General features: G+C 66.1%; 25 protein-coding genes and 1 tRNA gene. 16 read left to right on the top strand and 10 right to left on the bottom strand.

Annotated features, from left to right (window positions below; translation table 11 throughout):
* Positions 1 to 155 precede the first annotated feature (155 nt).
* Both ppa and AC3FKH_RS12990 read left to right on the top strand, forming a co-directional pair.
* Positions 156 to 683, top strand: coding sequence for an inorganic diphosphatase (gene ppa / locus AC3FKH_RS12995; RefSeq protein WP_483710688.1), 528 nt, complete (start codon positions 156 to 158; stop codon positions 681 to 683).
* Positions 684 to 853: 170 nt separating this feature from the next.
* Positions 854 to 1,429, top strand: a complete 576-nt coding sequence (locus AC3FKH_RS12990) for a cytochrome b (RefSeq protein ID WP_488676049.1) — start codon at positions 854 to 856, stop codon at positions 1,427 to 1,429.
* Between the two features lie 4 nt (positions 1,430 to 1,433).
* Here the strand turns inward: AC3FKH_RS12990 and AC3FKH_RS12985 are convergent, their stop codons facing one another.
* Complete coding sequence (locus tag AC3FKH_RS12985) at positions 1,434 to 2,681, bottom strand: GNAT family N-acetyltransferase (protein ID WP_488676048.1); 1,248 nt, start codon at positions 2,679 to 2,681, stop codon at positions 1,434 to 1,436.
* Between the two features lie 196 nt (positions 2,682 to 2,877).
* On the opposite strand from AC3FKH_RS12985, the gene AC3FKH_RS12980 reads away from it, so the two are divergent.
* Positions 2,878 to 4,926: an NAD(+) synthase gene (locus tag AC3FKH_RS12980; RefSeq protein ID WP_488676047.1), complete on the top strand. Its 2,049-nt coding sequence runs from the start codon at positions 2,878 to 2,880 to the stop codon at positions 4,924 to 4,926.
* Between the two features lie 12 nt (positions 4,927 to 4,938).
* Here AC3FKH_RS12980 and AC3FKH_RS12975 read toward each other — a convergent pair whose 3' ends face one another.
* The 3 genes from AC3FKH_RS12975 to AC3FKH_RS12965 are packed head-to-tail and all read right to left on the bottom strand — an operon-like array spanning position 4,939 to position 6,560.
* The gene (locus tag AC3FKH_RS12975) at positions 4,939 to 5,196 is read right to left on the bottom strand and encodes a hypothetical protein (RefSeq protein WP_488676045.1); all 258 of its coding nucleotides are present in this window, start codon (positions 5,194 to 5,196) and stop codon (positions 4,939 to 4,941) included.
* Positions 5,197 to 5,217: 21 nt separating this feature from the next.
* Positions 5,218 to 5,544, bottom strand: coding sequence for a DMT family transporter (locus AC3FKH_RS12970; RefSeq protein WP_488676043.1), 327 nt, complete (start codon positions 5,542 to 5,544; stop codon positions 5,218 to 5,220).
* Positions 5,545 to 5,570: 26 nt separating this feature from the next.
* Complete coding sequence (locus tag AC3FKH_RS12965) at positions 5,571 to 6,560, bottom strand: SLAC1 anion channel family protein (RefSeq protein WP_488676042.1); 990 nt, start codon at positions 6,558 to 6,560, stop codon at positions 5,571 to 5,573.
* A 247-nt stretch (positions 6,561 to 6,807) separates the two neighbouring features.
* On the opposite strand from AC3FKH_RS12965, the gene AC3FKH_RS12960 reads away from it, so the two are divergent.
* The 3 genes from AC3FKH_RS12960 to glnK all read left to right on the top strand — a co-directional run bounded on the left by AC3FKH_RS12960 (position 6,808) and on the right by glnK (position 8,869).
* A complete protein-coding gene (locus AC3FKH_RS12960; protein ID WP_488676040.1) occupies positions 6,808 to 7,287 on the top strand; it encodes a hypothetical protein in 480 nt (159 codons plus the stop codon).
* 5 nt (positions 7,288 to 7,292) lie between these two features.
* Positions 7,293 to 8,252, top strand: a complete 960-nt coding sequence (locus tag AC3FKH_RS12955) for a GlxA family transcriptional regulator (protein WP_488676038.1) — start codon at positions 7,293 to 7,295, stop codon at positions 8,250 to 8,252.
* Between the two features lie 278 nt (positions 8,253 to 8,530).
* Positions 8,531 to 8,869: a P-II family nitrogen regulator gene (gene glnK / locus AC3FKH_RS12950; protein WP_039011353.1), complete on the top strand. Its 339-nt coding sequence runs from the start codon at positions 8,531 to 8,533 to the stop codon at positions 8,867 to 8,869.
* Positions 8,870 to 8,897: 28 nt separating this feature from the next.
* On the opposite strand, the gene AC3FKH_RS12945 is transcribed toward glnK, so the two are convergent.
* From AC3FKH_RS12945 to trxB, 3 genes are all read right to left on the bottom strand, one after another.
* Complete coding sequence (locus AC3FKH_RS12945; protein WP_483710697.1) at positions 8,898 to 9,539, bottom strand: trimeric intracellular cation channel family protein; 642 nt, start codon at positions 9,537 to 9,539, stop codon at positions 8,898 to 8,900.
* A complete protein-coding gene (locus AC3FKH_RS12940) occupies positions 9,539 to 10,213 on the bottom strand; it encodes a Smr/MutS family protein (RefSeq protein ID WP_488676035.1) in 675 nt (224 codons plus the stop codon). Before AC3FKH_RS12940 ends, AC3FKH_RS12945 begins: the two co-directional genes overlap by 1 nt.
* A 74-nt stretch (positions 10,214 to 10,287) precedes the next feature.
* Positions 10,288 to 11,253, bottom strand: coding sequence for a thioredoxin-disulfide reductase (trxB, locus tag AC3FKH_RS12935; protein WP_488676033.1), 966 nt, complete (start codon positions 11,251 to 11,253; stop codon positions 10,288 to 10,290).
* A gap of 166 nt (positions 11,254 to 11,419) precedes the next feature.
* Between trxB and AC3FKH_RS12930 the strand changes: the two genes are divergently transcribed.
* The 3 genes from AC3FKH_RS12930 to AC3FKH_RS12920 all read left to right on the top strand — a co-directional run bounded on the left by AC3FKH_RS12930 (position 11,420) and on the right by AC3FKH_RS12920 (position 14,935).
* The gene (locus AC3FKH_RS12930) at positions 11,420 to 13,744 is read left to right on the top strand and encodes a DNA translocase FtsK (RefSeq protein WP_488676032.1); all 2,325 of its coding nucleotides are present in this window, start codon (positions 11,420 to 11,422) and stop codon (positions 13,742 to 13,744) included.
* Positions 13,745 to 13,889: 145 nt separating this feature from the next.
* Positions 13,890 to 14,528: an outer membrane lipoprotein chaperone LolA gene (gene lolA / locus AC3FKH_RS12925; RefSeq protein WP_488676030.1), complete on the top strand. Its 639-nt coding sequence runs from the start codon at positions 13,890 to 13,892 to the stop codon at positions 14,526 to 14,528.
* Between the two features lie 8 nt (positions 14,529 to 14,536).
* Positions 14,537 to 14,935, top strand: a complete 399-nt coding sequence (locus AC3FKH_RS12920) for a hypothetical protein (protein WP_488676028.1) — start codon at positions 14,537 to 14,539, stop codon at positions 14,933 to 14,935.
* On the opposite strand, the gene AC3FKH_RS12915 is transcribed toward AC3FKH_RS12920, so the two are convergent.
* Positions 14,936 to 15,109, bottom strand: a complete 174-nt coding sequence (locus AC3FKH_RS12915) for a hypothetical protein (RefSeq protein ID WP_488676026.1) — start codon at positions 15,107 to 15,109, stop codon at positions 14,936 to 14,938.
* 222 nt (positions 15,110 to 15,331) lie between these two features.
* Between AC3FKH_RS12915 and AC3FKH_RS12910 the strand changes: the two genes are divergently transcribed.
* Both AC3FKH_RS12910 and AC3FKH_RS12905 read left to right on the top strand, forming a co-directional pair.
* Entirely contained in the window at positions 15,332 to 15,745 is a 414-nt protein-coding gene (locus tag AC3FKH_RS12910; RefSeq protein WP_488676025.1) for a hypothetical protein, read from the top strand.
* Between the two features lie 142 nt (positions 15,746 to 15,887).
* Entirely contained in the window at positions 15,888 to 16,931 is a 1,044-nt protein-coding gene (locus AC3FKH_RS12905) for a Fe(3+) ABC transporter substrate-binding protein (RefSeq protein ID WP_488676023.1), read from the top strand.
* 16 nt (positions 16,932 to 16,947) lie between these two features.
* Here the strand turns inward: AC3FKH_RS12905 and AC3FKH_RS12900 are convergent, their stop codons facing one another.
* Both AC3FKH_RS12900 and AC3FKH_RS12895 read right to left on the bottom strand, forming a co-directional pair.
* Positions 16,948 to 17,622, bottom strand: coding sequence for a hypothetical protein (locus AC3FKH_RS12900; RefSeq protein WP_488676021.1), 675 nt, complete (start codon positions 17,620 to 17,622; stop codon positions 16,948 to 16,950).
* Positions 17,623 to 17,811: 189 nt separating this feature from the next.
* Positions 17,812 to 19,455, bottom strand: coding sequence for an ABC transporter permease (locus AC3FKH_RS12895; RefSeq protein ID WP_488676019.1), 1,644 nt, complete (start codon positions 19,453 to 19,455; stop codon positions 17,812 to 17,814).
* Positions 19,456 to 19,547: 92 nt separating this feature from the next.
* Between AC3FKH_RS12895 and AC3FKH_RS12890 the strand changes: the two genes are divergently transcribed.
* The 5 genes from AC3FKH_RS12890 (at position 19,548) to AC3FKH_RS12870 (ending at position 24,750) form a co-directional block, all read left to right on the top strand.
* Positions 19,548 to 20,648, top strand: a complete 1,101-nt coding sequence (locus tag AC3FKH_RS12890; protein WP_488676018.1) for an ABC transporter ATP-binding protein — start codon at positions 19,548 to 19,550, stop codon at positions 20,646 to 20,648.
* A 105-nt stretch (positions 20,649 to 20,753) separates the two neighbouring features.
* The gene (locus tag AC3FKH_RS12885; RefSeq protein WP_488676016.1) at positions 20,754 to 22,094 is read left to right on the top strand and encodes a replication-associated recombination protein A; all 1,341 of its coding nucleotides are present in this window, start codon (positions 20,754 to 20,756) and stop codon (positions 22,092 to 22,094) included.
* Between the two features lie 99 nt (positions 22,095 to 22,193).
* Entirely contained in the window at positions 22,194 to 23,498 is a 1,305-nt protein-coding gene (serS, locus tag AC3FKH_RS12880; RefSeq protein WP_488676014.1) for a serine--tRNA ligase, read from the top strand.
* 80 nt (positions 23,499 to 23,578) lie between these two features.
* Positions 23,579 to 23,668, top strand: a tRNA-Ser gene (locus tag AC3FKH_RS12875).
* A gap of 209 nt (positions 23,669 to 23,877) precedes the next feature.
* Positions 23,878 to 24,750, top strand: coding sequence for a DUF1653 domain-containing protein (locus tag AC3FKH_RS12870; RefSeq protein ID WP_488676013.1), 873 nt, complete (start codon positions 23,878 to 23,880; stop codon positions 24,748 to 24,750).
* Positions 24,751 to 24,773 lie beyond the last annotated feature (23 nt).

Raw genomic sequence — 24,773 nt, 5'->3', positions numbered from 1 at the left:
CGGCGTGGCTCGGAATTCAGCGCTGGCTGAAGAATTCGCCATTATCGCGCAGCCCGGGCGGCGCGCAAGGCACGGTCTTTGTCAGCCTCGGGTCAGGGGCGAGCCGCTATAATGCCCGCCATCCATAAACACACCGCAGGCATCTGGAGAATCGCATGAGCTTCAATCTCGTCTCCCCGGGCAAGGACATCCCCAACGATTTCAACGTCATCATCGAGATTTCCGCCCAGAGCGATCCGGTGAAGTATGAGGCCGACAAGGAAACCGGCCTGCTGTTCGTGGACCGCTTTATCGGCACCGGCATGCGCTATCCGGCCAACTACGGCTTCATTCCGCAGACGCTGTCGGGCGACGGCGACCCGGTCGATGTGCTGGTGCTGAGCCCGTTCCCGATCCTGGCAGGCGCCGTCGTGCGCTGCCGTGCACTTGGCATGCTCAAGATGACCGACGAGTCGGGCGTGGACGCCAAGCTGGTCGCCGTGCCCCTGGACAAGCTCTCGCCGGCCACCGCCTTCATGAAGGGCCTGTCGGACGTGCCGCAGAACCTGCTCGACCAGATCAAGCACTTCTTCGAGAACTACAAGGCACTGGAAGCCGGCAAGTGGGTCAAGGTGGAAGGCTGGGCCGGCATCGAGGAAGCGCACAAGGAAATTACCGACGGCGTCGCGAACTTCAAGAAGTAATTTGCGGCCAGTCAGGCAATTTATGCGTCGTTCTCGCGCGAGCCTGAACGTATGCTGAACGAACCCCGCTGCGGCGGGGTTTTTTATTGCGAGAAACCTGACCGTCGGCAAGCCGCGCAAGCGGATGCGGGAGTACGCTGTCGGTATCCCTAAAATCACAGGAGTCCCCTATGAACCGCCTGCAGAGCGTGCCCGGTGCCATTGATTTTTCCGGAACCGCGCGCCGCTACGATGGACTGGCCATTTTCTTCCACTGGACGGTGTTCCTGCTGGTCGCCGTGGCCTATGCGGCAATCGAGCTGAAAGGCTTTGCCGGCAAGGGCACGCCGGCCCGCTCGCTTGCCATGGCCGCGCATGAGTGGGCTGGCGTGCTGGTCCTTGTGCTCGCCGTGCCGCGCCTGCTGTGGCGTCTTGTGCATGGTGCGCCGACAGCGGAACCGGGGCCGCGCTGGATGCACTGGGCAGGGGAGGCGATGCACTGGGTGCTGTACCTGTATATCGTGGCCCAGCCGATCCTTGGCCTGCTCGCCCTCAATGCCGGCGGCCACGTGCTGGCGCTGCCCGCGCTCGGCATCGAGATTCCGGCGCTCGTGGGACCTGACCAGGCGCTGAAGAACCAGGTCAAGGAGATTCACGAAACGCAGGGAACGGCGTTCTATCTCGTGATCGGCTTGCACGCCATGGCGGCGCTGTTCCACCACTACATGCTGGGGGACAACACCCTGCGCCGCATGTGGCGGCGCTGAGCCGTCAGTCCCGCTGGGCGAACGGCGTGCGCTCGTTCAGTTCGTCCAGGTAGGCATCGATGCCTTCGCGTTCGCGTACCAGGAAGCGCTCCACGGCGTCGGCAAAGGCCGGATGCGCGAGCCAGTGCGCCGAGCGCGTGGGCACGGGCAGGAAGCCGCGGGCCATCTTGTGCTCGCCCTGCGCGCCGCCTTCAAAGGTACCGATGCCGTGACGGATGCAGAACTCCAGCGGCTGGTAGTAAGCGGTCTCGAAGTGCAGGCAAGGGTGATACTCCAGCGCGCCCCAGTAGCGTCCGTACAGCGTGCTGATCCCCGGCGTATCGTCATAGACGAGCAGTGAGCTGGCGATCGGCTGCCCCGCGCGCTCGGCGATCACCAGCAGCAGGTGCTGGGGCATGGCCGCACCGATGCGCCGGAAGAAATCCAGGTTCAGGTACGGCGTCGAGTGGTGCTCGCGGTAGGTCTGGCGATAGCAGCGGTTGAAGAAGCGCCAGGCCTCGTCGTCGATCTGTGCGCCGCGGAGGTGGCGGAAAGTGATGCCGGCTTCGGCCACATGGCGGCGCTCGGCGCGGATGTTCTTGCGCTTCTTTTGCGACAGCGTGGCGAGGAAATCGTCGAAGCTCGCGTATCCCGTATTGGTCCAGTGAAACTGCACCCCATGCCGCATCATCATGCCGGCCTGTTCCATCAGGTCGGCCTCGGCATCGTTGGGAAACAGGACGTGCAGCGATGACATCCCGCTGTCCGCCGCCAGTGCCAGCACAAGCTGCAGCAGAATCCGTCGCGCGTCCGTGTTCTCGGCCAGCAGCCGCGCGCCGCGCACGGGCGAAAACGGGATCGCCGACAACCACTTCGGGTAGTACTCCAGGCCATTGCGCGCATAGGCATCGGCCCAGGCCCAGTCGAACACGTACTCGCCATACGAATGCGCCTTCGCGTACAGCGGCATGGCGCCCGCGAGCCTTTCGGGCTGGCCGTTGGCAGCGGGTGCCCACAGGGTGAGATAGCGCGGATTCCAGCCGGTGTCGGCGCAGGCGCTGCCGCTGGCATGCAGCGCGTGCAGGAAGGCGTGGCGCAGGAAAGGGGTGGCGTCAGGATCGGTGGCGACCAGGGCATCCCAGCTATCCGCAGCGATTTCGGCGAGATCCGAGACGATCTCGGTCCGGTAGTCCCGCATGCTGCCAGGCTCAGGCGGTTCCGCGGCTTGCCGCGTGTCGAGCGCGTCGCCCTGGTTGCAAGATTCCGACTGCATTGCGCCTGATTCCCTATCTCCAACGATCGGGCCGAGTCTACCGGAAACCGCCCGATACCGCCGCACGCCGCTCCTGCCGCAGCGTCGGCGTGCGCAGCGTCGTAAAATGGCGCATGGCCGTCACAGTGCGGCCCCCAGATTCCCCGATGCCGCCGGCCGCACGCCGGCGCGCTGCAGACGCCGGCAAAGGCCCGATATGAAGAATCCGTTTTTCAACCTGTATTCCCACGGCTTTGCGCGCGTGGCGGTGGGCGTGCCGGTCTGCCGCGTGGCCGACCCGGCCTTCAATGCGGCCGAAACCATCGCGCTGGCCACGCAAGCGGCCAAGCAGGGCGCCGTGCTGGTCGCGTTCCCGGAACTGGGCCTCTCGGCCTATACCTGCGACGACCTGTTTCACCAGCGTGCGCTGCTGGATGCCTGCGAAGCGGCGCTCGGCACAATCGTCGACGCCTCGCGCAAGTTGTCGGCGGCGCTGATCGTGGGCATGCCGCTGCGCGTCGAACACCAGTTGTTCAACTGCGCCGTGGTGGTGGCGCGGGGCCGCGTGCTGGGCGTGGTGCCGAAGTCCTACCTGCCGAACTACTGGGAATTCTACGAGGCACGCCAGTTCAGCGAAGCCGACAATGCGGCCACCGATTCCGTCCGCCTGCTCGGCCAGGACGTGCCATTCGGCGCCGGATTGCTGTTCGAGATCGAAGACATTCCGTTCTTCCGCTTTCATGCCGAGATCTGCGAAGACGTGTGGGTGCCGGTCCCGCCGTCGTCGTTCGCCGCGCTGGCGGGTGCCACGGTGCTGGTCAACCTGTCGGCGTCGAATATCGTGATCGGCAAGGCGGGCTACCGGCACCAGCTCGTGTCGCAGCAATCGGCACGTTGCCTGGCGGCTTACCTCTATACCTCCGCCGGCAAGGGCGAGTCTTCCACCGACCTGGCGTGGGACGGCCAGGCGCTGATCTGCGAGAACGGCGAACTGCTGGCGGAATCCGAGCGATTTGCCGATACCTCGCACCTGCTGTTCGCCGACGTGGACGTCGAACGGCTGTCGCGCGAACGCATGCACCAGGTGACTTTCGGCCACTCGGTGCGCCGGCACAAGGCCGAGGTGGACAAGTTCCGCGTGGTCCATTTTGCGCTGGAAGTGTCGCTGGACAAGGCGCTGCCGCTGGACCGCAAGGTCGCGCGCTTCCCCTACGTGCCGGCCGACCCGCGCCAGCGCGACGAGCGCTGCCATGAGGTCTACAACATCCAGGTGCAGGCGCTGGTGCAGCGACTGTCGGCGAGCAAGATTTCAAAGGTGGTGATCGGCGTGTCCGGCGGGCTGGATTCCACGCACGCGCTGCTGGTGTGCGCCAAGGCGATGGACCGCCTGGGGCTGCCGCGCTCGAACATCCTGGCGTACACCATGCCGGGATTTGCCACCAGCGACCGCACGCTGGGCCAGGCGCGCCAACTGATGGAGCTGGTCGGCTGCACGGCGCGCGAGATCGATATCCGCCCGAGCTGCCTGGCGATGCTGAAGGACCTGGACCATCCCTATGCGCGTGGCGAGAAGGTTTATGACGTGACCTTCGAGAACGTGCAGGCCGGCGAGCGCACCAACCACCTGTTCCGGCTGGCCAACCACAACGGCGCGATCGTGATCGGCACCGGCGATCTCAGCGAGCTGGCGCTGGGCTGGTGCACCTACGGCGTGGGCGACCATATGTCGCACTACAACGTGAACGCCAGCGTGCCCAAGACGCTGATCTCGCACCTGGTGCGCTGGGTGGCGGAAACCGGGCAGGTCGGCACGGGCGGGTCTGACGTGCTGATCAATGTGCTGGACACGGATATCAGTCCCGAACTGGTGCCCGGCGATTCCAAACACGGCCCGGAGCAGAAGACCGAAAGCACCATCGGTCCGTATGAGTTGCAGGACTTCAATCTCTACTACACGCTGCGCTTCGGCTTTGCGCCGTCGAAGATCGCCTTCCTGTCGCTGCATGCGTGGGGCGACAGCGAACGCGGCACCTGGCCCAATGGCCCGCACGTGGCGCGCAACCAGTATGGTCTGCCCGACATCAAGCGCAACCTGGCGATCTTCCTGGATCGCTTCTTCCGCACGAGCCAGTTCAAGCGCTCGTGCATCCCGAACGCGCCCAAGGTGGGCTCGGGCGGTTCGCTGTCGCCGCGCGGCGACTGGCGTGCGCCGAGCGATTCGGAATCGGTGGTGTGGCTGAAGGACCTGGAGAAGGTGCCCGACTGAGGCGCTAGCAGGCTAGGTGGCCGGCGGTGTTTCGAAGCGGCCGGCCAGCAGGTCCCGGTGGAAAGCCAAGAGCCAGTCGGCGGTTTCGTCGAGCGGGTAGGCCTGCTGCCCGCCACTGGCGAGGCAGTCGACCACGGCATACCCGTAGATGCCGGCCGGGTCGGCGTGCTGCCGTTCGCGGCCATTCAGTCGGAAATCCGCATTGGTCCCCGCATGGCTGTGCACCAGGGCCTGGAACAGCACGTGTTCAGCGGTTTCGATCAGTGGCATAGGGAGTAGTTGTCGGCGGTGTCACGATACTTCGGCCGAGACCAGCTTCAGCCCGATCACGCCGCAGAGGATGAGCGCGACGCAGCCGATGCGAGCTGGCGATACCGGCTCGCCCAGCCATGCCATCCCCAGCACGGCCGTGCCCGCTGCGCCGATGCCGGTCCAGACCGCGTAGGCCGTCCCCACCGGCAAGGCCCGCAAGGCGAGCGTTAGCAGCATGATGCTGCTGAGTCCGGTGAGCACGGCAAACAGGCTTGGCCACGGCCGGCTGAAGCCGGCGGACCATTTCATGCCAAAAGCGAAGGCAATTTCCAGTACGCCGGCGCAGGCTAGCAGGATCCAGGACATCTTGGGCTCGGTTGTGAGACTGATAGTCAGGCCACCAGCAGGCGGTGCGTGAACAGGCGGTGCAGCGTGCGGACAAACAGCACGGCGATGGCAAGGGTCAGCAGCGCGAGGATCACCGCGGCCACGATATGCAGCATGCCGGTATCCGCATGATGCGCGTACTTCAGCGCGGCGTTGGACAGCGCGGCCATCGGGAAGCTGATGGCCCACCACGACGCGGCAAACGGCACCGAGCGGCGGAACACCTTGGCCGCGAGCACCACGAACAGGAACAGGCCGAAGTAGAACAGCAGGGCGGCGAACATGTCGACATGCTGCGTGACGTTGACGTAGGCCAGGAAGCCGACCTCGAACGGCGCGATCAGGATGATCAGCGAAGGCACCATGCCGGCGGGGAGGGGGTCATGGTGGACCAGGCGCGAGAAGATCATCGCGAAGAACACCAGCGCCATCACGGCACCGACCGACACCGCGAACAAGTTCACCTCCGGCGCCCAGGCCATCGGCATGGTGCCGCCGGCCACGGCGATATCGAGCGTCGCCACGCCGGGAATGAGCCAGGCCGGCCCGACATGCGTGGGGTCGCCCTTGCCGCGGAACAGGCGGCTCGCGATCACATAGGTCAGCGCGATGGTAAGCACCGAACCGATGGTCCACACGACCTGGCCAAGCGTCTCGCTGTAGACGCCGACCACCGACGACAGCAACAGGATGGCAATGGTGATGGTGCCGAAGAAGTTGCCGGCGACCGGATGGTTGAACTCGGCCTTGACGGCGGCCGGGTACAGGCGCCACTTGGCCAGATAGCCGATCGCCAGCGCCACGAACGTGATCACGGCCACCACGCCGATGGCATCGGCAATGGCGGGGCTCGTGCCAAATACCTTGCTCGCGCCGCGCCATGCCAGGGACAGGCCTGACAGGCCCATGACGGCGCCGAACAGGTTGACCGGGAGATGCTGGACCGAACTGCGCTGGAGGGGCGCCGCGGCGGCGGGATTGGCTGCAATAGTCATGGTGCTTCGTCTGCCTCTTTGGGTTGCCGAGCGCGTCGCATCGGCGGTGGAACGACCCTGGGCAGATTTCCGGAATGGAGAGGTGCCCCTGGTGCAATGCATTATGGAAAAAGCATGAGCTGACTTAAAGCGGCTAGTTACGGCAATTCCTGCCAATCCGTTAATGCTCTCGGCCAACGGCGTTTTCGCTGCCGGCGGGCCCCTCTAGACTGCGCTCCGTCTCCGTTGGAAGTACTGAGGAAGCGATATGAAATTCAGGAAGTCGAGAGGTGCCAGGTTCACCTGGGCGGTGTTGTGCTGTCTGGGACTTGCCGCTTGTATCCAGGCACCGATCCAGCGCTACGAAGGCAGCCACGCGCTGCGCGAAGGCCGGGGCGGCGCGCGGGAAAGCATGGATGGCATTGATATCTGGACGCGCGGTGAACCGTCCGGTCCATACGAAGTGCTGGCTTACACGACAGTGGAGAGTCCCGACGGCTGGATCGGGGGGCGTATCCTGCTTTCGCGGGTGGCGGAACGCGTGCGAGCGGCCGGCGGCGATGCCGCCGTCCTGGGCGCAGAGCGCGGCCGCGTGGACAGCACGCCGCTGGACCGGGGCCGGACGTTGCTGGAGGGGCGGCGCGTAGTGGAGATCACGATCGTGCGTTATCGGTCCCGTGCCGAAGGGACGGAACGGGCGGGATGGCCGAAATTGACTAAGCTTTCAAAACAGGAATTCGCCGCCTGACCGTCATGAAGATCGCTGTCCTTGCGTTTCCCGGCGTCCAGATGCTGGACCTGGCCGGCCCCATCGATGTCTTCCACGAAGCGGCGCGCCAGGCGGGCGAGCCCGGGGCCTATGCATTCGAGATCGTGTCGCCGGTGCCCGGCGTGCTGCGTGCGTCGAACGGCATGACCATCACGCCCGACACTACGCTGGAAACCAGCAGCCCGGATATCGACACCCTGCTGATCGCCGGCAGCCCGCAGGTCAGCCTGTTCGAGAACGACAGCGCAATCGGAGCCTGGCTGAACCGCTATGCCCATACGGTGCGGCGGCTCGGCTCCGTATGCTCCGGGGCCATGCTGCTGGCCCATGCCGGCCTGCTGGACGGGCGCAGCGCGACCACGCACTGGAATTCCACGGAACGCCTGTCCCGGCAGTTTCCTCAGGTCCGGGTGCAGCCGGACCAGATCTATGTGAAGGACGGCAACCTGTACACCTCCGCGGGCGTCACGGCCGGGCTGGACCTGGCGCTGGCCATGGTCGAGGAGGATTTCGGGCGCACCGTGGCGCTGAAGGTCGCGCGAGAGTTCGTGATGTTCCTGAAGCGGCCCGGTGGCCAGTCTCAGTTCAGTGCGCACCTTGCCGCGCAGAGCGCGGAAAAGAGCGCGATCCGGGATGTGCAGAACTGGGTGGTCGAGAACCTCGCGCAGCGGCTGTCGGTCGAGAGCCTGGCCGAGCGAGCCGGCATGAGCACGCGCAACTTCGCGCGGATCTTCAAGCAGGAGTGCCAGGTCACGCCGGCGGATTTCGTCGAGAGCGCGCGCATCGACGCGGCCAGACGCCTGCTCGAGGAAACGCGCAATCCGCTCAAGCGCGTCGCGGCTCTGACAGGCTTCAACGACCCGAACAGCCTGCGCCGCGCGTTTATCCGGCGGCTGGGCGTGTCACCAGCCGACTACCGCAGGCGCTTTCGCGCGACGGCATAGCCGACGCTATCCACACACCGTCCACAGGGGATCCACAGGGGATCCACAACTTGTGCCACCGGTTCATCACAAGGTTGCCCACAAGGTTATCCACAGCCATGTGGCGCGCGAGGCTGCCGAGTCATGCGCGTGCCGGCGCACCTTGCGCATGCATTGAACGGCGCACGCCGTCGATAGGCCGCGTCAATGGCTGGTAAAATGCCAAGCGAACCACGCCCTGTGCGCGCCCGTTGCGCGCCGGCGGCGCGTTACCCAACGACTATAACCAGGGGCCAGTCATGAAGCAGATTACCGCCATCATCAAACCGTTCAAACTCGACGAAGTGCGCGAATCGCTCGCGGATGTTGGCGTGACGGGGCTGACGGTGACCGAAGTGAAAGGGTTTGGCCGCCAGAAGGGGCATACCGAGCTGTATCGCGGCGCCGAGTATGTGGTCGACTTCCTGCCGAAGATCAAGATCGAGGTCGTGGTCGCCGAAAACCAGCTCGACACCGTGCTGGACGCGATCGTAAAGGCCGCGCATACCGGCAAGATCGGCGATGGCAAGATCTTCGTGACGGAGATCGAGCGCGTGATCCGTATCCGTACCGGCGAGCAGGACGAGGCGGCGGTCTGATGCATGCGCCGGGCGACGCCGCCTGGCGTCAGCTCGGCAGCTTCCAGCCGTAGCGCACCGACACCAGCCGCATCGCGATGATGCTCAGTGCGCCGGTAAGCAGCGCGGCTTCCTGCTGCACCTGCAGCCAGGTCAGCCCCATATAGGCCCAGCAGCCCACGAACGAGCATGTCGCGTAGGGCGAGCGGTCGCGCAGGATCATCGGGACTTCATTGCAGAGCACGTCCCGCACCACCCCGCCGAACACGGCCGAGATGATGCCCATCATGACCGCCACGGTCGGCGTCATCTGCGCCACCAGCGCCAGCGAGGCGCCCGTCACCGAGAACAGGCCCAGGCCGATCGCATCCGCCACGATCATGGCGCGCTCCGACGCCACGCGGCTGACCACGCGCAACACCAGCGACGCGCCGACCGACATCGCGAAGATCAGCAGCACGTAGCCTTCGTGCTCGACCCAGTAGAACGGGCGGCGATCCAGCAGGACGTCGCGCACCGTGCCGCCGCCGAAAGCGGTGGCGAACGCGACGACGAAGGTGCCGACGACGTCCAGCCGCTGCTTGCGCGCGTCGACCACGCCCGATACGGCAAAGGAAAGCATGCCGATCACCTCCATCACATGGAGGATCAGGGGCAGGCGCCCCATCAGCAATTCGAGCGGAAGGTGCATCAGGCGCGCGGCTGGCGCAACAGGACCATCAGCGCACCGGCCCCGCCAAGGGACTCGCGGGCCTGCACGAAGGCGATTACTTCCTCCTTCTGCACCAGCCAGCTGCGGACCTTGCCTTTCAGGACCGGCAGCTTGTCGGGCGAGCCGATGCCCTTGCCGTGGATCACGCGTACGCAGCGCACGCCGTTGCGTACCGAGCGGCGCAGGAATTCCGACAGCGCTTCGCGCGCTTCGTCGCTGCGCAGGCCGTGCAGGTCGACCTTGTCCTGCGGCACCCACTCGCCACGGCGCAGCTTGCGCACGACATCCATACCGATGCCGGGGCGGCGGAAAGACAGGGACTCGTCCGTCTCCAGCAGCATGTCGACATCGTATTCATCGGACAGGGACGCTTCCAGCACGGCCTTGTCGTTGCGCTGGGTTTGCACCGGAATCGGGGCGGGGCGGGGACCCGGGAGAGTGGCGTGATTGCGCTCGCGCAACTGGCTGACCTGGCCGACGCTGCTGCGAAAGACATCGGCTTCCGCGCGCGCGCGTTCCGCGGCCTGTTCGGCGGCGAGCCGTTCGGCTGCGCGGCGTTCGGTATCGGCCTTGAGGGTTTTGCGCAGCCCGGCCAGGTCATTCAGGCCAAAGCGCTTGGTCGGACGGTCGGGTTTGCTGGCGCCGTGCGTCATGGAATTCTCCGGGGGCTCGGCGCCAATTATATCGGCAGGGGGAGGGCCCGGCCGGTCGGCCGGGCCGCAGGGGCTTACTTGAGGGCTTCGATAAAGCGCTGGGCGTCCAGCGCGGCCATGCAGCCCGTGCCCGCGCTGGTGATGGCCTGGCGGTAGACGTGGTCCTGCACGTCGCCGGCCGCGAACACGCCCGGCACGCTGGTGGCGGTGGCATCGCCGGTCAGGCCCGATTTGGTGACCAGATAGCCGTTCTCCATTGCCAGCTGGCCGACGAAGAGGTCGGTATTGGGCTTGTGGCCGATGGCGATGAACACGCCGGCAAGCTTGATATCTTCGGCCTCGCCGGATTTTGCGCCGCGGATGCGCATGCCAGTCACGCCGGATTCGTCGCCCAGCACTTCGTCCAGCACGCTGTCGTAGCGGATCTCGACGCGGCCTTCCTTCACGCGCTGCAGCAGGCGGTCGACCAGGATCGGCTCGGCGCGGAAGCTGTCGCGGCGGTGGACCACGGTAACCTTGCTGGCGATGTGGGACAGATACAACGCTTCTTCCACGGCCGTGTTGCCGCCGCCGACCACGGCCACTTCCTGGTTCTTGTAGAAGAAGCCGTCACAGGTGGCGCAGGCGGACACGCCACGGCCCATGAACGATTCCTCGGACGGCAGGCCCAGGTACTGCGCCGAGGCGCCGGTGGCGATGATCAGCGCGTCGCAGGTGTACTCGCCGGCGTCGCCGATCAGGCGGAACGGACGGGCGGGATTGCCGCTTTCATCCGTCAGCTTCGCCGTGTGGATGTGATCGAAGATGATGTCGGTCTTGAATTCTTCCGCGTGGGCCAGCAGGCGCTGCATCAGTTCGGGGCCTTGCACGCCCTTGGCGTCGCCGGGCCAGTTCTCGACATCCGTGGTGGTCATCAGCTGGCCGCCTTGCGCCAGACCGGTGATCAGCACCGGCTCCAGGTTGGCGCGGGCTGCGTAGACAGCGGCGGTGTAGCCGGCGGGACCGGATCCGAGAATCAGCACTTTTGCGTGTTTTGCCATGATGCGTTCCTGTGGCGGTGCGCCATGCTGCGCACCGGCATTGCTCGAAACCGACATTATAAGAGGAGCCGCATTTGCCCACTGTTGCAAATTCCAATGGCGGCGATAGGGCCGCGCCACGTTAAAATGGCCGCCACCATCACCTGCAAGCGAACCAGACCAAGGCATGGCCAGAGCAACCACCACCACCCGGACGGACCCGTCGGCGCTGCCTTCGCGCATCGGCAAACTGCTTGGCGAAGTGCGCTGGTTCCTGCTGCTGGCCGTCACGCTGGGCTTCCTTTGCGTGCTGGCCAGCTACAGCAAGACGGACCCCGGCTGGTCGCACGCCAACCAGGTGGCAGATATCCACAACCTCGGCGGCCGCGTGGGCGCCTGGGTATCGGACGTGCTGTTTTTCATCTTCGGCTTCTCGGCCTACTGGCTGGCTGTGCTGCTGGTGCGCCGCTGCTGGCGCGGCTGGCGCACGCTGACCGCGGAACTGCCCGAGCGCGAGGAGCACCGCCAGGGCGTGACGGTGAGCTGGATCGGCTTCGGGTTGACGCTGTTTTCCAGCATGGGCCTGGAAGCCATCCGCATGTATCCGCTGCGGGCCGCGCTGCCGCGCGCGCCGGGCGGCGTGCTGGGCGACCTGCTCGGCGGCTGGCTGCAGACCGCGCTGGGCTTTACCGGCGCCACGCTGCTGTTGCTGCTGATGCTGGCCATCGGCCTGTCGCTGTTCTTCCATTTCTCCTGGCTGACGGTGGCCGAACAGATCGGCGGCTTTGTCGAGTCCCTGTTCCTGGGCTTCAAGGCCCGGCGTGAAAGCAAGCAGGACCGCATCATCGGCGAAGCCGCCAAGGTGGAACGCACCGAGACCGTGGAGGTGCAGCGCGTGCGCATCGAGGAAGCGCCCCCGGTGCAGATCGTGCGCCCGCAGGCGGTGCCCAAGCACGAGCGCGTGGAGCGCGAGAAGCAGCAGCCGCTGTTCGCCGATATCCAGGATTCGGACCTGCCGCCGCTGGCGCTGCTCGACCCGATCCCGCCGCACCAGGAAACCGTCAGTGCCGAAACGCTGGAATTCACCTCGCGCCTGATCGAGAAGAAGCTCAAGGACTTCGGCGTCGAGGTCAAGGTGGTGGCCGCCTATCCGGGCCCGGTGATCACGCGCTACGAAATCGAGCCCGCCACCGGCGTAAAGGGCAGCCAGGTGGTGAACCTGGCGCGCGACCTGGCGCGTTCGCTGTCGCTGGTGTCGATCCGCGTGGTCGAGACCATTCCGGGCAAGAACTACATGGGGCTGGAGCTGCCAAATCCGAAGCGCCAGACCGTGCGCCTGTCGGAAATCCTCGGTTCGCAGGTCTACAACGAAAGCGCGTCCAGCCTGACCATGGCGCTGGGCAAGGATATCGCTGGCAAGCCGATGGTGGCCGACCTGGCCAAGATGCCGCACTGCATGGTGGCCGGCACCACGGGCTCGGGCAAGTCGGTCGGGATCAACGCCATGATCCTGTCGCTGCTCTACAAGGCCAAGCCGGAAAGCGTTCGCCTGATCCTGATCGACCCGAAGATGCTCGAAATGAGCGTCTACGAAGGCATTCCACACCTGCTGTGCCCGGTCGTGACCGATATGCGTCAGGCCGGCAACGCGCTGAACTGGGCCGTCGGCGAGATGGAACGGCGCTACAAGCTGATGAGCAAGCTCGGCGTGCGCAACCTGGCCGGCTACAACAAGAAGATCGACGAGGCGGCCGCCAAGGAGGAGAAGATCCCGAACCCGTTCAGCCTGACGCCGGACGCGCCCGAGCCGCTCGATAAACTCCCGACCATCGTCATCGTCATCGACGAACTGGCCGACCTGATGATGGTCGTGGGCAAGAAGGTCGAGGAACTAATCGCACGAATCGCGCAGAAGGCGCGTGCCGCGGGCCTGCACCTGGTGCTGGCCACGCAGCGTCCGTCGGTCGACGTGATTACCGGGCTGATCAAGGCCAACGTGCCGACGCGCATCGCTTTCCAGGTCAGCAGCAAGATCGACTCGCGCACCATCCTCGACCAGCAGGGCGCGGAAGCGCTGCTCGGCATGGGTGACATGCTCTACCTGGCCCCGGGCACCGGCATGCCGGTGCGCGTCCACGGTGCCTTTGTCTCTGACGACGAAGTGCACCGCGTGGTGGAAAAGCTCAAGGAAGGCGGCGAAGCCAACTACATCGAAGGCATCCTGGAAGGCGGCCTGGCCGAAGGCGACAGCGGTACGGACGGCTTTGGCGGCGGCGCGGGCATCGGTGGCGGCGGTGGCGAAGCCGATCCGCTCTACGACCAGGCCGTGGAAGTCGTGCTGAAGAACCGCCGCGCGTCGATCTCGCTAGTTCAGCGCCACCTGCGCATCGGCTACAACCGCGCGGCGCGCCTGCTGGAGGATATGGAGAAAGCCGGGCTGGTTTCGGCCATGTCGGGCAACGGCAACCGGGACATCCTTGCAACGCCGGGCGCCGCAAGGGAAGATGACTGAGCGCCGCATCGGTAACATGCAGTTACCCGGCAAGTGGCGCCGGGCGGAATCCGGCGCCGCTCCAGCGCTCTAACCAGACAGGTTGCACCGCCGCGGCAGATGCGCAGGCGGTGCGGCGCCTCTTCCATCAGCAAGGATCTGATACATGCGAAATCGCATTCTCGTGTCGGCTTGTGCAGCGCTGGCCGTATTTGCCCTGCACGTGCCCACGGCCCTGGCCGCCGCCACCGACCAGCTCCACAGCTTCGTTTCCGGCGTCAAAAGCGCGAAGGGCGAATTCACGCAGCGCCAGGTCAAGGGACAGGGCGACACGCTCAAAGTTACCGGTACATCCAGCGGCAGCTTTGTGTTCTCGCGCCCGGGCAAATTCACCTGGCATTACGCCAAGCCCTACGAGCAATTGCTGCAGGCTGACGGTCAGACGCTCTACATCTACGACAAGGACCTGAACCAGGTCACCGAGCGCAAGCTTGACGGCGCGCTGGGCTCCAGCCCGGCGGCCATCCTGTTCGGCAGCAACGACTTCGAGAAGAACTTCACCGTGAAGAACGGCCCCACGCGCGACGGCGTGGAGTGGCTGGAGATGACGCCCAAGTCGAAGGACACGCAGTTCGAACGTATCGGCATCGGCTTCAAGGGCGGCAACCTTGAGGCGATGGAATTGCGCGACGCCTTCGGCAACACGACGCTGCTCACGTTCTCTGCGATGCAGAAGAATCCGCCATTGCCGGCGGATGCGTTCCGGTTCACGGTGCCCAAGGGCGCCGACGTGATGAAGCAATGAGGCGCGCCATGTCTGCACTGAAACCGGTGTTTTTCGCCCTGGCCGCCCTGTCCGTTGCGGCGGCTTTGTCTGCCTGCGCGACGACGGGAGGCGGCAAGTTCGATGTCGATTCCTTCCTGCGCGCGTCCGACACGGCGCTGCCCGAAGTGCTCGGCAACCAGACCTTCCTGTCCGCGACGCGCGTGCCCGCGAACGAGTGCGCGACCATGCTGCAATCGGCCAGCACCGGCGTGCTGGAAGACCTGCCGCCCAGCAGCAGTGCACGCGGCCCGGCCTGGGTGCTGCATCCCGCCGGTTCGCCCGGCAAGGTCTGGCTTGTCACCAGTGAAGCCGGCGGCGAGCGGACCTGTCACGGCCCGCTGCCCGCCGATGCAATGAAGGCCCTGGTCGACCGGGCCAAGGGCTGATCAGCCAGCCGTGCTGCCCATGTGCGCGTAGCGCTGGCGCGGCACCGGCAGCGCCTTGAGTTGCTCGCGCCGGATGCGGATCGCTTCGGCGTCACCGCGCTTGATGGCGGTGCGAAGCTTGAGCACGGCTTTGCGATATTGCTTCTTCTTTCGAACCCTGGTGGTGATGGCCATGGCAGGCAGTCTCCGTCTGGTGAGAAAAGCAGGGGGACGGCCGGGCCAGCCGGCACGACCGTAGTCCCATGGTACTGCCGGCGATTCATGCGGGCGGTCGCCGCCCAAAAGATTCAGATCGGCTTGCCAGGAAACTGAATGCCGGTCGACCCTGTCCCACCATAGAGGTCGCGGAAACAGAGGGTCGCGACAGACTGAAGTTATCGGACCAAGGAAAAGAATATGCTCTCCGTCCTTCGTCGGCGTGCACTGCACACGCTAGCCTTCGCGGCGGCGCTTGGCGCACTGGGCGCCGGTTGCGCGGCGGCGCCATCAGCATCTCCCTCGGGGACCGCCAGCCCTGTCACGACCGCCGGTGCTACCAGCCCGACCCAGGGACCGTCCCAAGGCCCCACGCGCAGCCCGACAGGCCCGCAGGGCGCGCTGGGTTCGCCGGAAGGCTGCCAGGCCGACAAGCTTGGCGACGACAGCCTGGTCGGCAAGACCGAGGCCGACGCCATCGCGATGCTGCAAGGCTGCGCATGGCGACTGGGCGAACGCGATGGCCAGCAGTATCCCGGCACCATGGACTACAACCCGCAGCGCCGCACGCTGGGCATCACGTCCGGCAAGGTGGCGTGGGTCCGTCGCGGCTAGTTGCCCATCGGTTTTCCTGCGCAGCGTCAAACATGACACAAATGTAATTTGACCGCCTAAACGGGAATGATTATTTTTTCGGCTCTATCCGAACAAGCAAGGCGAGCCGGGGCTGGCTCGCCGCCATCACTGGGGAAGAGCCATGCGTGTCACCGCCACTGTTTGTCGTTTGCTGCCCTGGTCCGCAGCGCTTGTCGTCCTGATGCAGCCGCTTGCCGCGACCGCGCAGGAAAAGGTGCTCAACCTCTACACGGCGCGCCACTATCAGACCGACGAGGCGCTTTACGCCAATTTCACCAGGCAGACCGGCATCAAGATCAACCGCATCGAAGGGCAGGAAGATCCGTTGCTGGAGCGCATTCGAAGCGAGGGCGCCAACAGCCCGGCGGACGTGTTCATCACCGTGGATATCGGCCGCCTTTGGCGCGCGCAGCAGGCGGGCGTGTTCGCGCCGGTGAAGTCAACGGTGCTGGCGTCTCGCATTCCTGCCAACTACCGCGATCCTTCGGGCGAGTGGTTCGGTTTTTCCGCGCGGGCGCGCGTCATTGCTTACAACAAGACGGCCGTGAAGCCCGGCGATATCGGCCGCTATGAGGACCTGGCCGACCCGAAGTGGAAGGGCAAGGTCTGCACGCGCTCCGGCGGGCATGTCTATAACCTGTCGCTGGTCTCGAGCCTGATCGCGCACGATGGCGAGGCCAGGACCGAGCAATGGGCCCGTGGCGTCGTGGGCAACCTGGCGCGCGCGCCCAAGGGCGGCGACACCGACCAGCTCAAGGCCGTGGCCGCCGGCGAATGCGATGTGGCCATCGCCAATACCTACTACATCGCCCGCATCTTGAAATCGACCAAGCCCGAGGACAAGGCCGTGGCCGACAAGCTCGGCGTGGTCTGGCCCAACCAGGGCAGCCAGGGCGCGCATATGAACATCTCCGGCGGCGGCATGCTCAGGCACGCGCCCAACAAGGAGGCGGCCGTCAGATTCCTGGAGTACCTGGCCAGCGACGACGCGCAGCGCTATTTTGCCGACGGCAACAATGAGTGGCCGGTGGTGCCGGGCGTGAAGGCCGCCAATCCGGCGCTCGAGGCCATGGGCCCATTCAAGGCGGATGCCATCAACGTGGGTGAACTCGGCAAGTACCAGCCGCAGGCCCAGAAGCTGCTGGACCGCGCGGGCTTCAAGTAATCGCTCGGATCGGCTCTCAGAGCAGGAAGCGCTTGTTGCCGGTCACCTCGGCCGGCTCGACCTTGCGGAAGGTGAGCTTCACGCTGCTGTCGAGGCGCCGGCCGGCCTGTTTGCGCCGCAAGGCGCGTTGGATCAGGCCCTTGTGCCCCACGGTTCCCTCGGCGTAAGGCTGGCCGTTGCCGATCTCCAGCGCCCCGGCGGCCAGTGCGGCATTGCGCTCGGCGGCGCTCTTTTCCAGCAGCTTGTCGAGTGCCAGCCGCGCGCGCACTTGCGCCGCCAGTCCCGCATCGGATGGATTGGCGCGAGCGCGGTCGGCATCCCGCGGCAACTGCACCTTGCCGGCCAGCCGTCGCAGCGCCGCGCGTAGCTCGGCGCCATCCATCTTGTTGTCCAGGACAATCCCGACTGCGTCATGACGGAGCAGCGGTTCGGCATCGGCCATCCTGCGCAGCAGCACGGCCGGCAGGCCGGGTGCGCTCAACTGGTGCGAGCGGCGGATGGCGTTGATCGTGATGCGCCGGATCTGCGGGTTGGCATGATCGGCCAGGTCGGCGAGCACGCGCTGCGCGGCGTCTGGCGAGTCGATCATTTCGGCCAGCTGGCCGGCCAGGGAAACTTCCTCCACGCTGCTGAGCCTGCCCTTGCCAACCAGCCGGTTCATCTTGAAGACCAGAAAGTGATACTTCAGCATAATTCCCCAAGGCGATCTGCGGCCGCATGGTGGGTGGCGACGTCTGGCCGGCCCTGCCCGCAGCCTTGTCTGTTGTCTCCGGACGATGGAAGTTTCCTGTGGCGGCGAGAGGGCGCGCTCGCCATGAAGGGAATCCGGATCCGGGCCAAGCCCGGATATCGGCAGCCTGCGGGCCAGACTTGAGGGAAATCAGGAATCCGCGCCCCGGCGTATCGTTCGCGACAGCAGCACCACCGGCAACAGCCCCACGGCGACGATGACCAGCGACGCCGTGGCGGCCTCGGCCAGGCGTTCGTCGGAGGCCAGGTTGTAGGCCTGGACCGCGAGTGTGTCGAAATTGAACGGGCGCATGACGAACGTCGCCGGCAGCTCCTTCATCACGTCGACAAACACGATCAGGCTGGCGGTCAGCAGGCTGCCGCGCAGCATCGGCAAATGCACGCGGCGCAAGGTGGCGGCCGGGCCGTGGCCAAGGCTGCGGGCCGCGGCGTCCATGCTGGGCGTGATCTTGCCCAGCCCCGCATTGACGGTCTGCAGCGCCACGCCCAGGAAACGCACGAGCAGCGCATAGACCAGCGCGGCGATGCCGCCGGTCAGCAGCAGGCCGGCCGCAATGCCGAACTGCTGCTGCAGCCAGCCGGACAAGGCATTGTCGAGCCAGGCCACCGGCACCAGCACGCCAACGGCGATCACGGATCCCGGCAGTGCATAGCCCATGCCGCAGAGTCGCGTCAGTCCGCGCACCAGCCAGCCGCGCCGGGCGTTGGCGGCGCGACTCGCATAGCCGATCGCCAGCGCGATGCCGGCGGCGACCAGCGCCGTGGTGCCGGCCAGCAGCACGCTATTGCGGATCAGGCCGAAAAAGCGCGGGCCGAGCTGCGCATCGCCATCGGTCAGCGCCATGCGGCACAGCATCAGCGCCGGCATCAGGAAACCCAGCAGCACCGGCACCGCGCACGCCAGCAACGCCAGCCAGCCACGCACACCGGTGAGCGGGTCAGCCGGCGCGCGCCGCTGGTTGCCGTAGACCTGTGCGCGGCCACGGCTGGCGCGCTCGGCCAGCAGGATCGCGATGACAAAGGCCAGCATGCAGGCCGACAACTGCGCGGCCGCGGTCTTGTCGCCGAGTGAGAACCACGCGCGGTAGATCCCGGTCGAGAACGTCGGGATGGCAAAGTAGGCGACCGTGCCGAAATCCGCGAGCGTTTCCATCATTGCCAGCGCGGTGCCGGCGACGATGCCGGGCCGCGCCAGCGGGAGCATCACGCGCCACAGGCGGCTCCACGTACCATGGCCGAGCAGCCGGGCGGCTTCGAGCGTGTTTTGCGTCTGCTGGAGGAAAGCCGCGCGCGCGGTCAGGTAGACATAGGGATAAAGCACCAGCGAGAACAGCGCGATGGCGCCGCCCAGCGAGCGGATCTCGGGGAGCCAGTACTCGCGCGCCTTCCAGCCTGTGAGCGCACGCAACCAGCCTTGCACCGGGCCGGCGAACTGCAGCGCGTCGGTGTAGGCGTAGGCGATCACGTAGGCCGGCATGGCCAGCGGCAGCACCAGCGCCCACTCCATCAGACCGCGTCCGGGAAAACGGTAGGTCGTCACCAGCCAGGCCGATGTCACGCCAAGCCCCAGCACGCCGCAGGCCACGCCGAGCAGCAGCCACAGCGTGTTGGCGACATACTCGGCCAGCACCGTGTCGACGAGATGGCGCCAGGTCTCGCTCGCCGGAGCCAGCACGCTGGCGGCCACGAACACGATGGGCACGGCCACGAGCAACGCCATGGCGAGCGCGGCAAGGGTCAGCGGATGCAGGCGGCGATGGCGGAGCAGGAGCATGCGGACGGCGCGCTGGGCGACTGGAACAGCCGGCCATTCTAGCAACGTGGGCGTCGTGCGGGCCACATCGCGCCAGTCCCTATAATTCGCGGATGCGAGCCGATTCCTTCACCCCATCGGGCGCCAGCGCGCCTGTCATTGCTCCGGTCCTTGACGTCGACAACATCCGCCATGCCTTCGGCCGGCAGGTCGTGGTCGATGGCCTGTCATTCCGGCTGGCCCGCGGCAGCATTGCCTGCCTGCTGGGCCCGAGCGGCTGCGGCAAGACCACCGTGCTGCGCGCCATTGCCGGGTTCGAACCGTTGCGGGACGGGCGCATCGTGCTGGACGGCACGCTGGTGTCCTCCGCGGGCTACGCCGTCCCGCCCGAACAGCGGCGCATTGGCATGGTGTTCCAGGACTACGCACTGTTCCCGCACCTGAACGTGGCCGACAACGTTGCCTTCGGGCTGAAAGGCGTGGGGCGTGCAGAACGCGCGGCCCGCGTGGCGGAAGTGCTTGAACTGGTCGGCTTGTCCGGCACAGGTGCAAAGTATCCGCATGAGCTGTCGGGCGGCCAGCAGCAGCGCGTGGCGCTGGCACGCGCACTGGCACCGCGTCCGGAACTGCTGCTGCTGGACGAGCCGTTCTCGAACCTCGACGTCGACCTGCGCGAGCGGCTGAGCCTGGAGGTACGCGACATCCTGAAAGCGCAGGGAACCACCGCGATCCTGGTCACGCACGACCAGTACGAGGCCTTTGCCATGGCCGACGAGATCGGCGTGATGCACGGCGGCGCGATCGAGCAATGGGCGAGCGCGCATGCGCTCTATCACCGCCCGGCCACGCGTTTCGTGGCGGACTTTGTGGGGCAGGGCGTGCTGATGCCGGGCCGCATGCAGGCCAATGGCGAGATTGGGCTGGAACTGGGCACGCTGCGCCCCGCGGTGCCGCTGGGCTTGCCTGCTGGCGCGCCGGTCGACGTGCTGGTCCGTCCCGACGACATCGTGCACGACGATGCCAGCCCGCTGCGCGCCGACGTCGTGCACAAGGCGTTTCGCGGTGCCGAGATCCTCTATACGCTGCGACTGGCCGGCGGTGGCAAGGTGCTCGCACTGGTGCCGTCGCACCACGACCACGTAATCGGCCAGCCGATCGGCATCCGCGTGGAGATCGAGGACGTGGTGGCGTTTCCGGCCGCCGCGCAGGCCTGACGGGCCAATGGTCTACACTGTCACGTTCTCCGGCGCCGCTGGCGCCCACCACGCCGATGCCTTGCAGCGGGTGCGTGGTCTTGCGAATTACGAGGCCTGAATACCGTGGCGGACACGCTGTTTTCCGATTCTTCCGACCGTTCCCGGCAACCGCTCGCCGAGCGCCTGCGTCCACGCAATATCGACGAGGTGATCGGCCAGCAGCACTTGCTCGGCGCGGGCAAGCCGCTGCGCGTGGCGTTCGAGTCCGGCGAGCCGCATTCGATGATCCTGTGGGGGCCGCCCGGCGTGGGCAAGACCACCCTGGCGCGGCTGATGGCCGATGCCTTCGACGCGGAATTCATTGCGCTGTCGGCCGTGTTGTCGGGCGTGAAGGACATTCGCGAAGCCGTGGAGCGCGCCGAGCAGTTCCGCGCGCACGGCCGCAGCACGCTGGTGTTCGTCGACGAGGTCCACCGCTTCAACAAGAGCCAGCAGGACGCCTTCCTGCCGCACGTGGAAAGCGGATTGTTCACGTTTATCGGCGCGACCACCGAGAACCCGTCGTTCGAGGTCAACGGCGCGTTGCTGTCGCGCGCCGCCGTGTATGTGCTCAAGAGCCTGGACGATGCCGAGCAGACGCAGCTCGCACAGCGCGCCAGCGAGGAACTGGGGGGCATCACCTGGCAGGAGGAGGCGCTCAAGCTCATCGTGGCCTCCGCCGACGGCGATGGCCGCAAGCTGCTGAACAATATCGAGATCGTGGTGCGCGCCGCGCGCAACGCCGGCAAGAGCGAGATCGACACCGCCCTGCTCGGCAGCGCGCTGTCCGAGAACCTGCGCCGCTTCGACAAGGGGGGCGATGCGTTCTATGACCAGATCAGCGCGCTGCACAAATCGGTGCGCGGCTCCGATCCCGATGCCGCGCTGTACTGGTTCTGCCGGATGATCGACGGCGGCGCCGATCCGCGCTACCTGGCGCGGCGTATCGTGCGCATGGCGTGGGAGGACATCGGCCTGGCTGATCCACGCGCCGCCCGCATCACCCTGGACGCCGCCGAAACCTATGAGCGCCTCGGATCGCCCGAAGGCGAACTCGCGCTCGGCCAGGCGCTGATCTACCTGGCCGTTGCGCCCAAGTCCAACGCCGGCTACAACGCGTACAACGCGGCACGCGCGTTCGTGTCCAAGGACAAGTCGCGCGCGGTGCCCGTGCACCTGCGCAACGCGCCCACGCGGCTGATGAAGGAGCTTGGCTACGGCCACGCCTACCGCTACGCGCACGATGAGCCCGAGGCGTATGCCGCCGGCGAGCACTATTTCCCCGACGACCTGAAGGCCCAGGGCTGGTACCAGCCGGTGCCGCGCGGCCTGGAGGGCAAGATCGCCGAGAAGTTGCGCCATCTGCGCGAACTGGACGATGCCTGGCACCGCGAGCACCGCGGCAAGGGAAAAACCGGCGAATAAGGCGGCAAGCCCGCACAGTTCCGAGGCGTCAGGGCGCGCGGGTGAAGTAAAATGGCGGGTCCGCCGGCATGTCGCCGGCCCCGCACTTCACACCGCAACATGCTCGACATCCAGCTGTTCCGCAAAGACATCGACGCCGTGGCGCAACGCCTTGCCACGCGCGGCTTCCAACTCGACGTAGCAGCCTTCCAGGCGCTTGAAAGCGAGCGCAAGCAACTGCAGACCCAGACCGAGGAACTGCAGTCCCGCCGCAACAGCCTGTCCAAGCAGATCGGCATGCTCAAGGGCAAAGGCGAAGACGCCTCGGCCGTGATGGCGGAAGTCGGCGGCATCGGCGATACGCTCAAGGCCTCCGCCGCGCGCCTGGAGGAAATCCAGGCCCAGCTGTCGGAACTGATGCTGTCGATCCCGAACCTGCCGCACGAAAGCGTGCCGGTCGGCAAGGACGAGACCCAGAACGTCGAAGTGCGCCGCGTCGGCGAGCCGCGCCAGTTTGACTTCGCGGTGCGCGACCACGTCGACGTGGGCGACAAGCTCGGCCTCGACTTCGATACCGCGGCCAAGGTGACCGGTTCGCGCTTCTCCATGCTGCGCGGCGGCATGGCCCGCATGCATCGCGCGCTGGTGCAGCTGATGCTGGACACGCATACGCAGGAGCATGGCTACACCGAGATGTACGTGCCGTACATCGTCAACGCCGCGTCGATGCGCGGGACCGGCCAACTGCCGAAGTTCGAGGAAGACCTGTTCAAGGTGCCGCGCAAGGTCGGTGGCGAGGATGGCGAACGCACCGAGAACTTCTACCTGATCCCGACCGCCGAGGTGCCGTTGACCAACATCGTGCGCGATGCCATCGTCGCGGGCGACAAGCTGCCGCTGCGCTTCGTCGCGCATACGCCGTGCTTCCGCTCGGAAGCGGGCTCGTATGGCAAGGACACGCGCGGCATGATCCGCCAGCATCAGTTCGACAAGGTCGAGCTCGTGCAGGTGGTGCCGGCCGAGCAGTCGTTCGACGCGCTGGAGCAGCTGACCGGCCACGCCGAGGCGATCCTGAAGAAGCTCGGCCTGCCGTTCCGCACCATCGTGCTGTGCACGGGCGACATGGGCTTCGGTGCCACCAAGACCTATGACCTCGAAGTCTGGATCCCGGCGCAGAACACGTACCGCGAAATCAGCTCGTGCTCGAACATGGGCGACTTCCAGGCGCGCCGCATGCAGGCCCGCTACCGCGTGGGACAGGGCAAGCCGGAGCTGGTCCATACGCTGAACGGCTCGGGCCTGGCCGTTGGCCGCACGCTGGTCGCCATCCTCGAGAACTACCAGAACGCCGACGGTTCCGTCACCGTCCCGGCCGCGCTGCAGCCTTACATGGGCGGCACCACGCGACTGGAACCGGAACTGTAAAAAATTGCACGCCAGCCTATTGCGCTGGCTGGCTCAATCTGTCTATAATCTTGGTTTCGCTGCACGGCGACCAAGTTACCGGAGAGGTGGCAGAGTGGTCGAATGTACCTGACTCGAAATCAGGCGTACCGGCGACGGTACCGTGGGTTCGAATCCCACCCTCTCCGCCAAACAAGAAGCTGCCGATTGTTCGACCACCGGCAGACAAGAAGACTGTAGTAAAACTCAGACCGACTCTTGCGCAAGCAGGCGTCGGTTTTGTTTTTTGTGCGCCAGTTTTTATCGCAGCCCTATGCCGGGCATCGATATGAGCCGATAGTGCTACCCATGCGTACGCGTTCACCGGTTCCGAGCGGGCCGTATTTTTCGAGGGCAGCCGATGACATCCACCCCCGCCGATCCTCCGCGTTTCCAGGGCGATCCCGATGAACTGCCGCGCGATGCCGACCTGGTGCCCGGCATGCCGTACCGGCACTACAAGGGCGGTGCCTATGCCGTGATCGGCGTGGGCCGCTTCGAGGCCGACCTGTCCCCCGTGGTGGTCTATGAAGCGATGCGCGATCGTTCGCTGCTGTGGGTGCGTACCGCCGACGTCTTCAGCGAGCCTGTGGCCACGCCGCAAGGCACGGTGCCGCGCTTTGCGCCGGAGTGGCCCGCTGCATTGGCCTGCCTCGATTTCCTGCCGCGCAGAACCGTGCTCGATGTGCTGGCCTTGTATGACGCGCCCTATCGTCGTTATCACGACCGCCGCCATGTGCTGGAAATGTTTGAACAGGCCCGGATCCGCGGCGTGATGCTGAATCCCGCCCAGGCGCTGGCGGCGCTGTTCCATGATGCCGTCTATGTCCCCGGCTGCGAACACAACGAGGCTGCGTCCGCCGCGCTGATCCCGACCATGGCACCCGGCGTCGATGCGGCTACGGTCGCGCTTGCGGCGCAGATCGTGCTGGATACGCGCACGCATGAGGCCACCGTCGCGGAGTCGGCGGCGGTGCTCGATCTCGATCTGTACCGACTCGCCGTGTCCGCGGAAGATTTCGACGGATACAGCCTTGCCGTCTTTGAAGAGAACCGCGCCTTGCTGGCGGCGCGCACGGGGCTGTCGGGCGAGGCGCTGATGCAGGCCTTCCGCGAGCGCCGTTCTGCTTTCCTGTCCACGCTGGCACAGCGTCCGCGATTGTTCGTGACCGACGCCTTCGCCGATTGCGAGGCACCGGCGCGCGCCAACATTGCGCGCGTTGCGGGCGGCTGAGTACGGACACAAGACACGAGAGC

The organism is Cupriavidus sp. 21MJTG02-4, from assembly GCF_057798975.1.
This window is presented reverse-complemented; position numbering and strand designations above follow the sequence as displayed.

Excerpts from the sequence above, each read along its gene's own strand:
- AC3FKH_RS12915 (WP_488676026.1), bottom strand. The coding sequence starts at position 15,109 with ATGGCCATCACCACCAGGGTTCGAAAGAAGAAGCAATATCGCAAAGCC.
- AC3FKH_RS12910 (WP_488676025.1), top strand. The coding sequence starts at position 15,332 with ATGCTCTCCGTCCTTCGTCGGCGTGCACTGCACACGCTAGCCTTCGCG.
- ppa (WP_483710688.1), top strand. The coding sequence starts at position 156 with ATGAGCTTCAATCTCGTCTCCCCGGGCAAGGACATCCCCAACGATTTC.
- AC3FKH_RS12975 (WP_488676045.1), bottom strand. The coding sequence starts at position 5,196 with ATGCCACTGATCGAAACCGCTGAACACGTGCTGTTCCAGGCCCTGGTG.
- AC3FKH_RS12970 (WP_488676043.1), bottom strand. The coding sequence starts at position 5,544 with ATGTCCTGGATCCTGCTAGCCTGCGCCGGCGTACTGGAAATTGCCTTC.
- AC3FKH_RS12930 (WP_488676032.1), top strand. The coding sequence starts at position 11,420 with ATGGCCAGAGCAACCACCACCACCCGGACGGACCCGTCGGCGCTGCCT.
- glnK (WP_039011353.1), top strand. The coding sequence starts at position 8,531 with ATGAAGCAGATTACCGCCATCATCAAACCGTTCAAACTCGACGAAGTG.
- AC3FKH_RS12900 (WP_488676021.1), bottom strand. The coding sequence starts at position 17,622 with ATGCTGAAGTATCACTTTCTGGTCTTCAAGATGAACCGGCTGGTTGGC.
- AC3FKH_RS12945 (WP_483710697.1), bottom strand. The coding sequence starts at position 9,539 with ATGCACCTTCCGCTCGAATTGCTGATGGGGCGCCTGCCCCTGATCCTC.
- AC3FKH_RS12990 (WP_488676049.1), top strand. The coding sequence starts at position 854 with ATGAACCGCCTGCAGAGCGTGCCCGGTGCCATTGATTTTTCCGGAACC.
- AC3FKH_RS12890 (WP_488676018.1), top strand. The coding sequence starts at position 19,548 with ATGCGAGCCGATTCCTTCACCCCATCGGGCGCCAGCGCGCCTGTCATT.
- AC3FKH_RS12895 (WP_488676019.1), bottom strand. The coding sequence starts at position 19,455 with ATGCTCCTGCTCCGCCATCGCCGCCTGCATCCGCTGACCCTTGCCGCG.
- AC3FKH_RS12940 (WP_488676035.1), bottom strand. The coding sequence starts at position 10,213 with ATGACGCACGGCGCCAGCAAACCCGACCGTCCGACCAAGCGCTTTGGC.
- trxB (WP_488676033.1), bottom strand. The coding sequence starts at position 11,253 with ATGGCAAAACACGCAAAAGTGCTGATTCTCGGATCCGGTCCCGCCGGC.
- AC3FKH_RS12955 (WP_488676038.1), top strand. The coding sequence starts at position 7,293 with ATGAAGATCGCTGTCCTTGCGTTTCCCGGCGTCCAGATGCTGGACCTG.
- serS (WP_488676014.1), top strand. The coding sequence starts at position 22,194 with ATGCTCGACATCCAGCTGTTCCGCAAAGACATCGACGCCGTGGCGCAA.
- lolA (WP_488676030.1), top strand. The coding sequence starts at position 13,890 with ATGCGAAATCGCATTCTCGTGTCGGCTTGTGCAGCGCTGGCCGTATTT.
- AC3FKH_RS12960 (WP_488676040.1), top strand. The coding sequence starts at position 6,808 with ATGAAATTCAGGAAGTCGAGAGGTGCCAGGTTCACCTGGGCGGTGTTG.
- AC3FKH_RS12985 (WP_488676048.1), bottom strand. The coding sequence starts at position 2,681 with ATGCAGTCGGAATCTTGCAACCAGGGCGACGCGCTCGACACGCGGCAA.
- AC3FKH_RS12980 (WP_488676047.1), top strand. The coding sequence starts at position 2,878 with ATGAAGAATCCGTTTTTCAACCTGTATTCCCACGGCTTTGCGCGCGTG.
- AC3FKH_RS12870 (WP_488676013.1), top strand. The coding sequence starts at position 23,878 with ATGACATCCACCCCCGCCGATCCTCCGCGTTTCCAGGGCGATCCCGAT.
- AC3FKH_RS12920 (WP_488676028.1), top strand. The coding sequence starts at position 14,537 with ATGTCTGCACTGAAACCGGTGTTTTTCGCCCTGGCCGCCCTGTCCGTT.
- AC3FKH_RS12905 (WP_488676023.1), top strand. The coding sequence starts at position 15,888 with ATGCGTGTCACCGCCACTGTTTGTCGTTTGCTGCCCTGGTCCGCAGCG.
- AC3FKH_RS12965 (WP_488676042.1), bottom strand. The coding sequence starts at position 6,560 with ATGACTATTGCAGCCAATCCCGCCGCCGCGGCGCCCCTCCAGCGCAGT.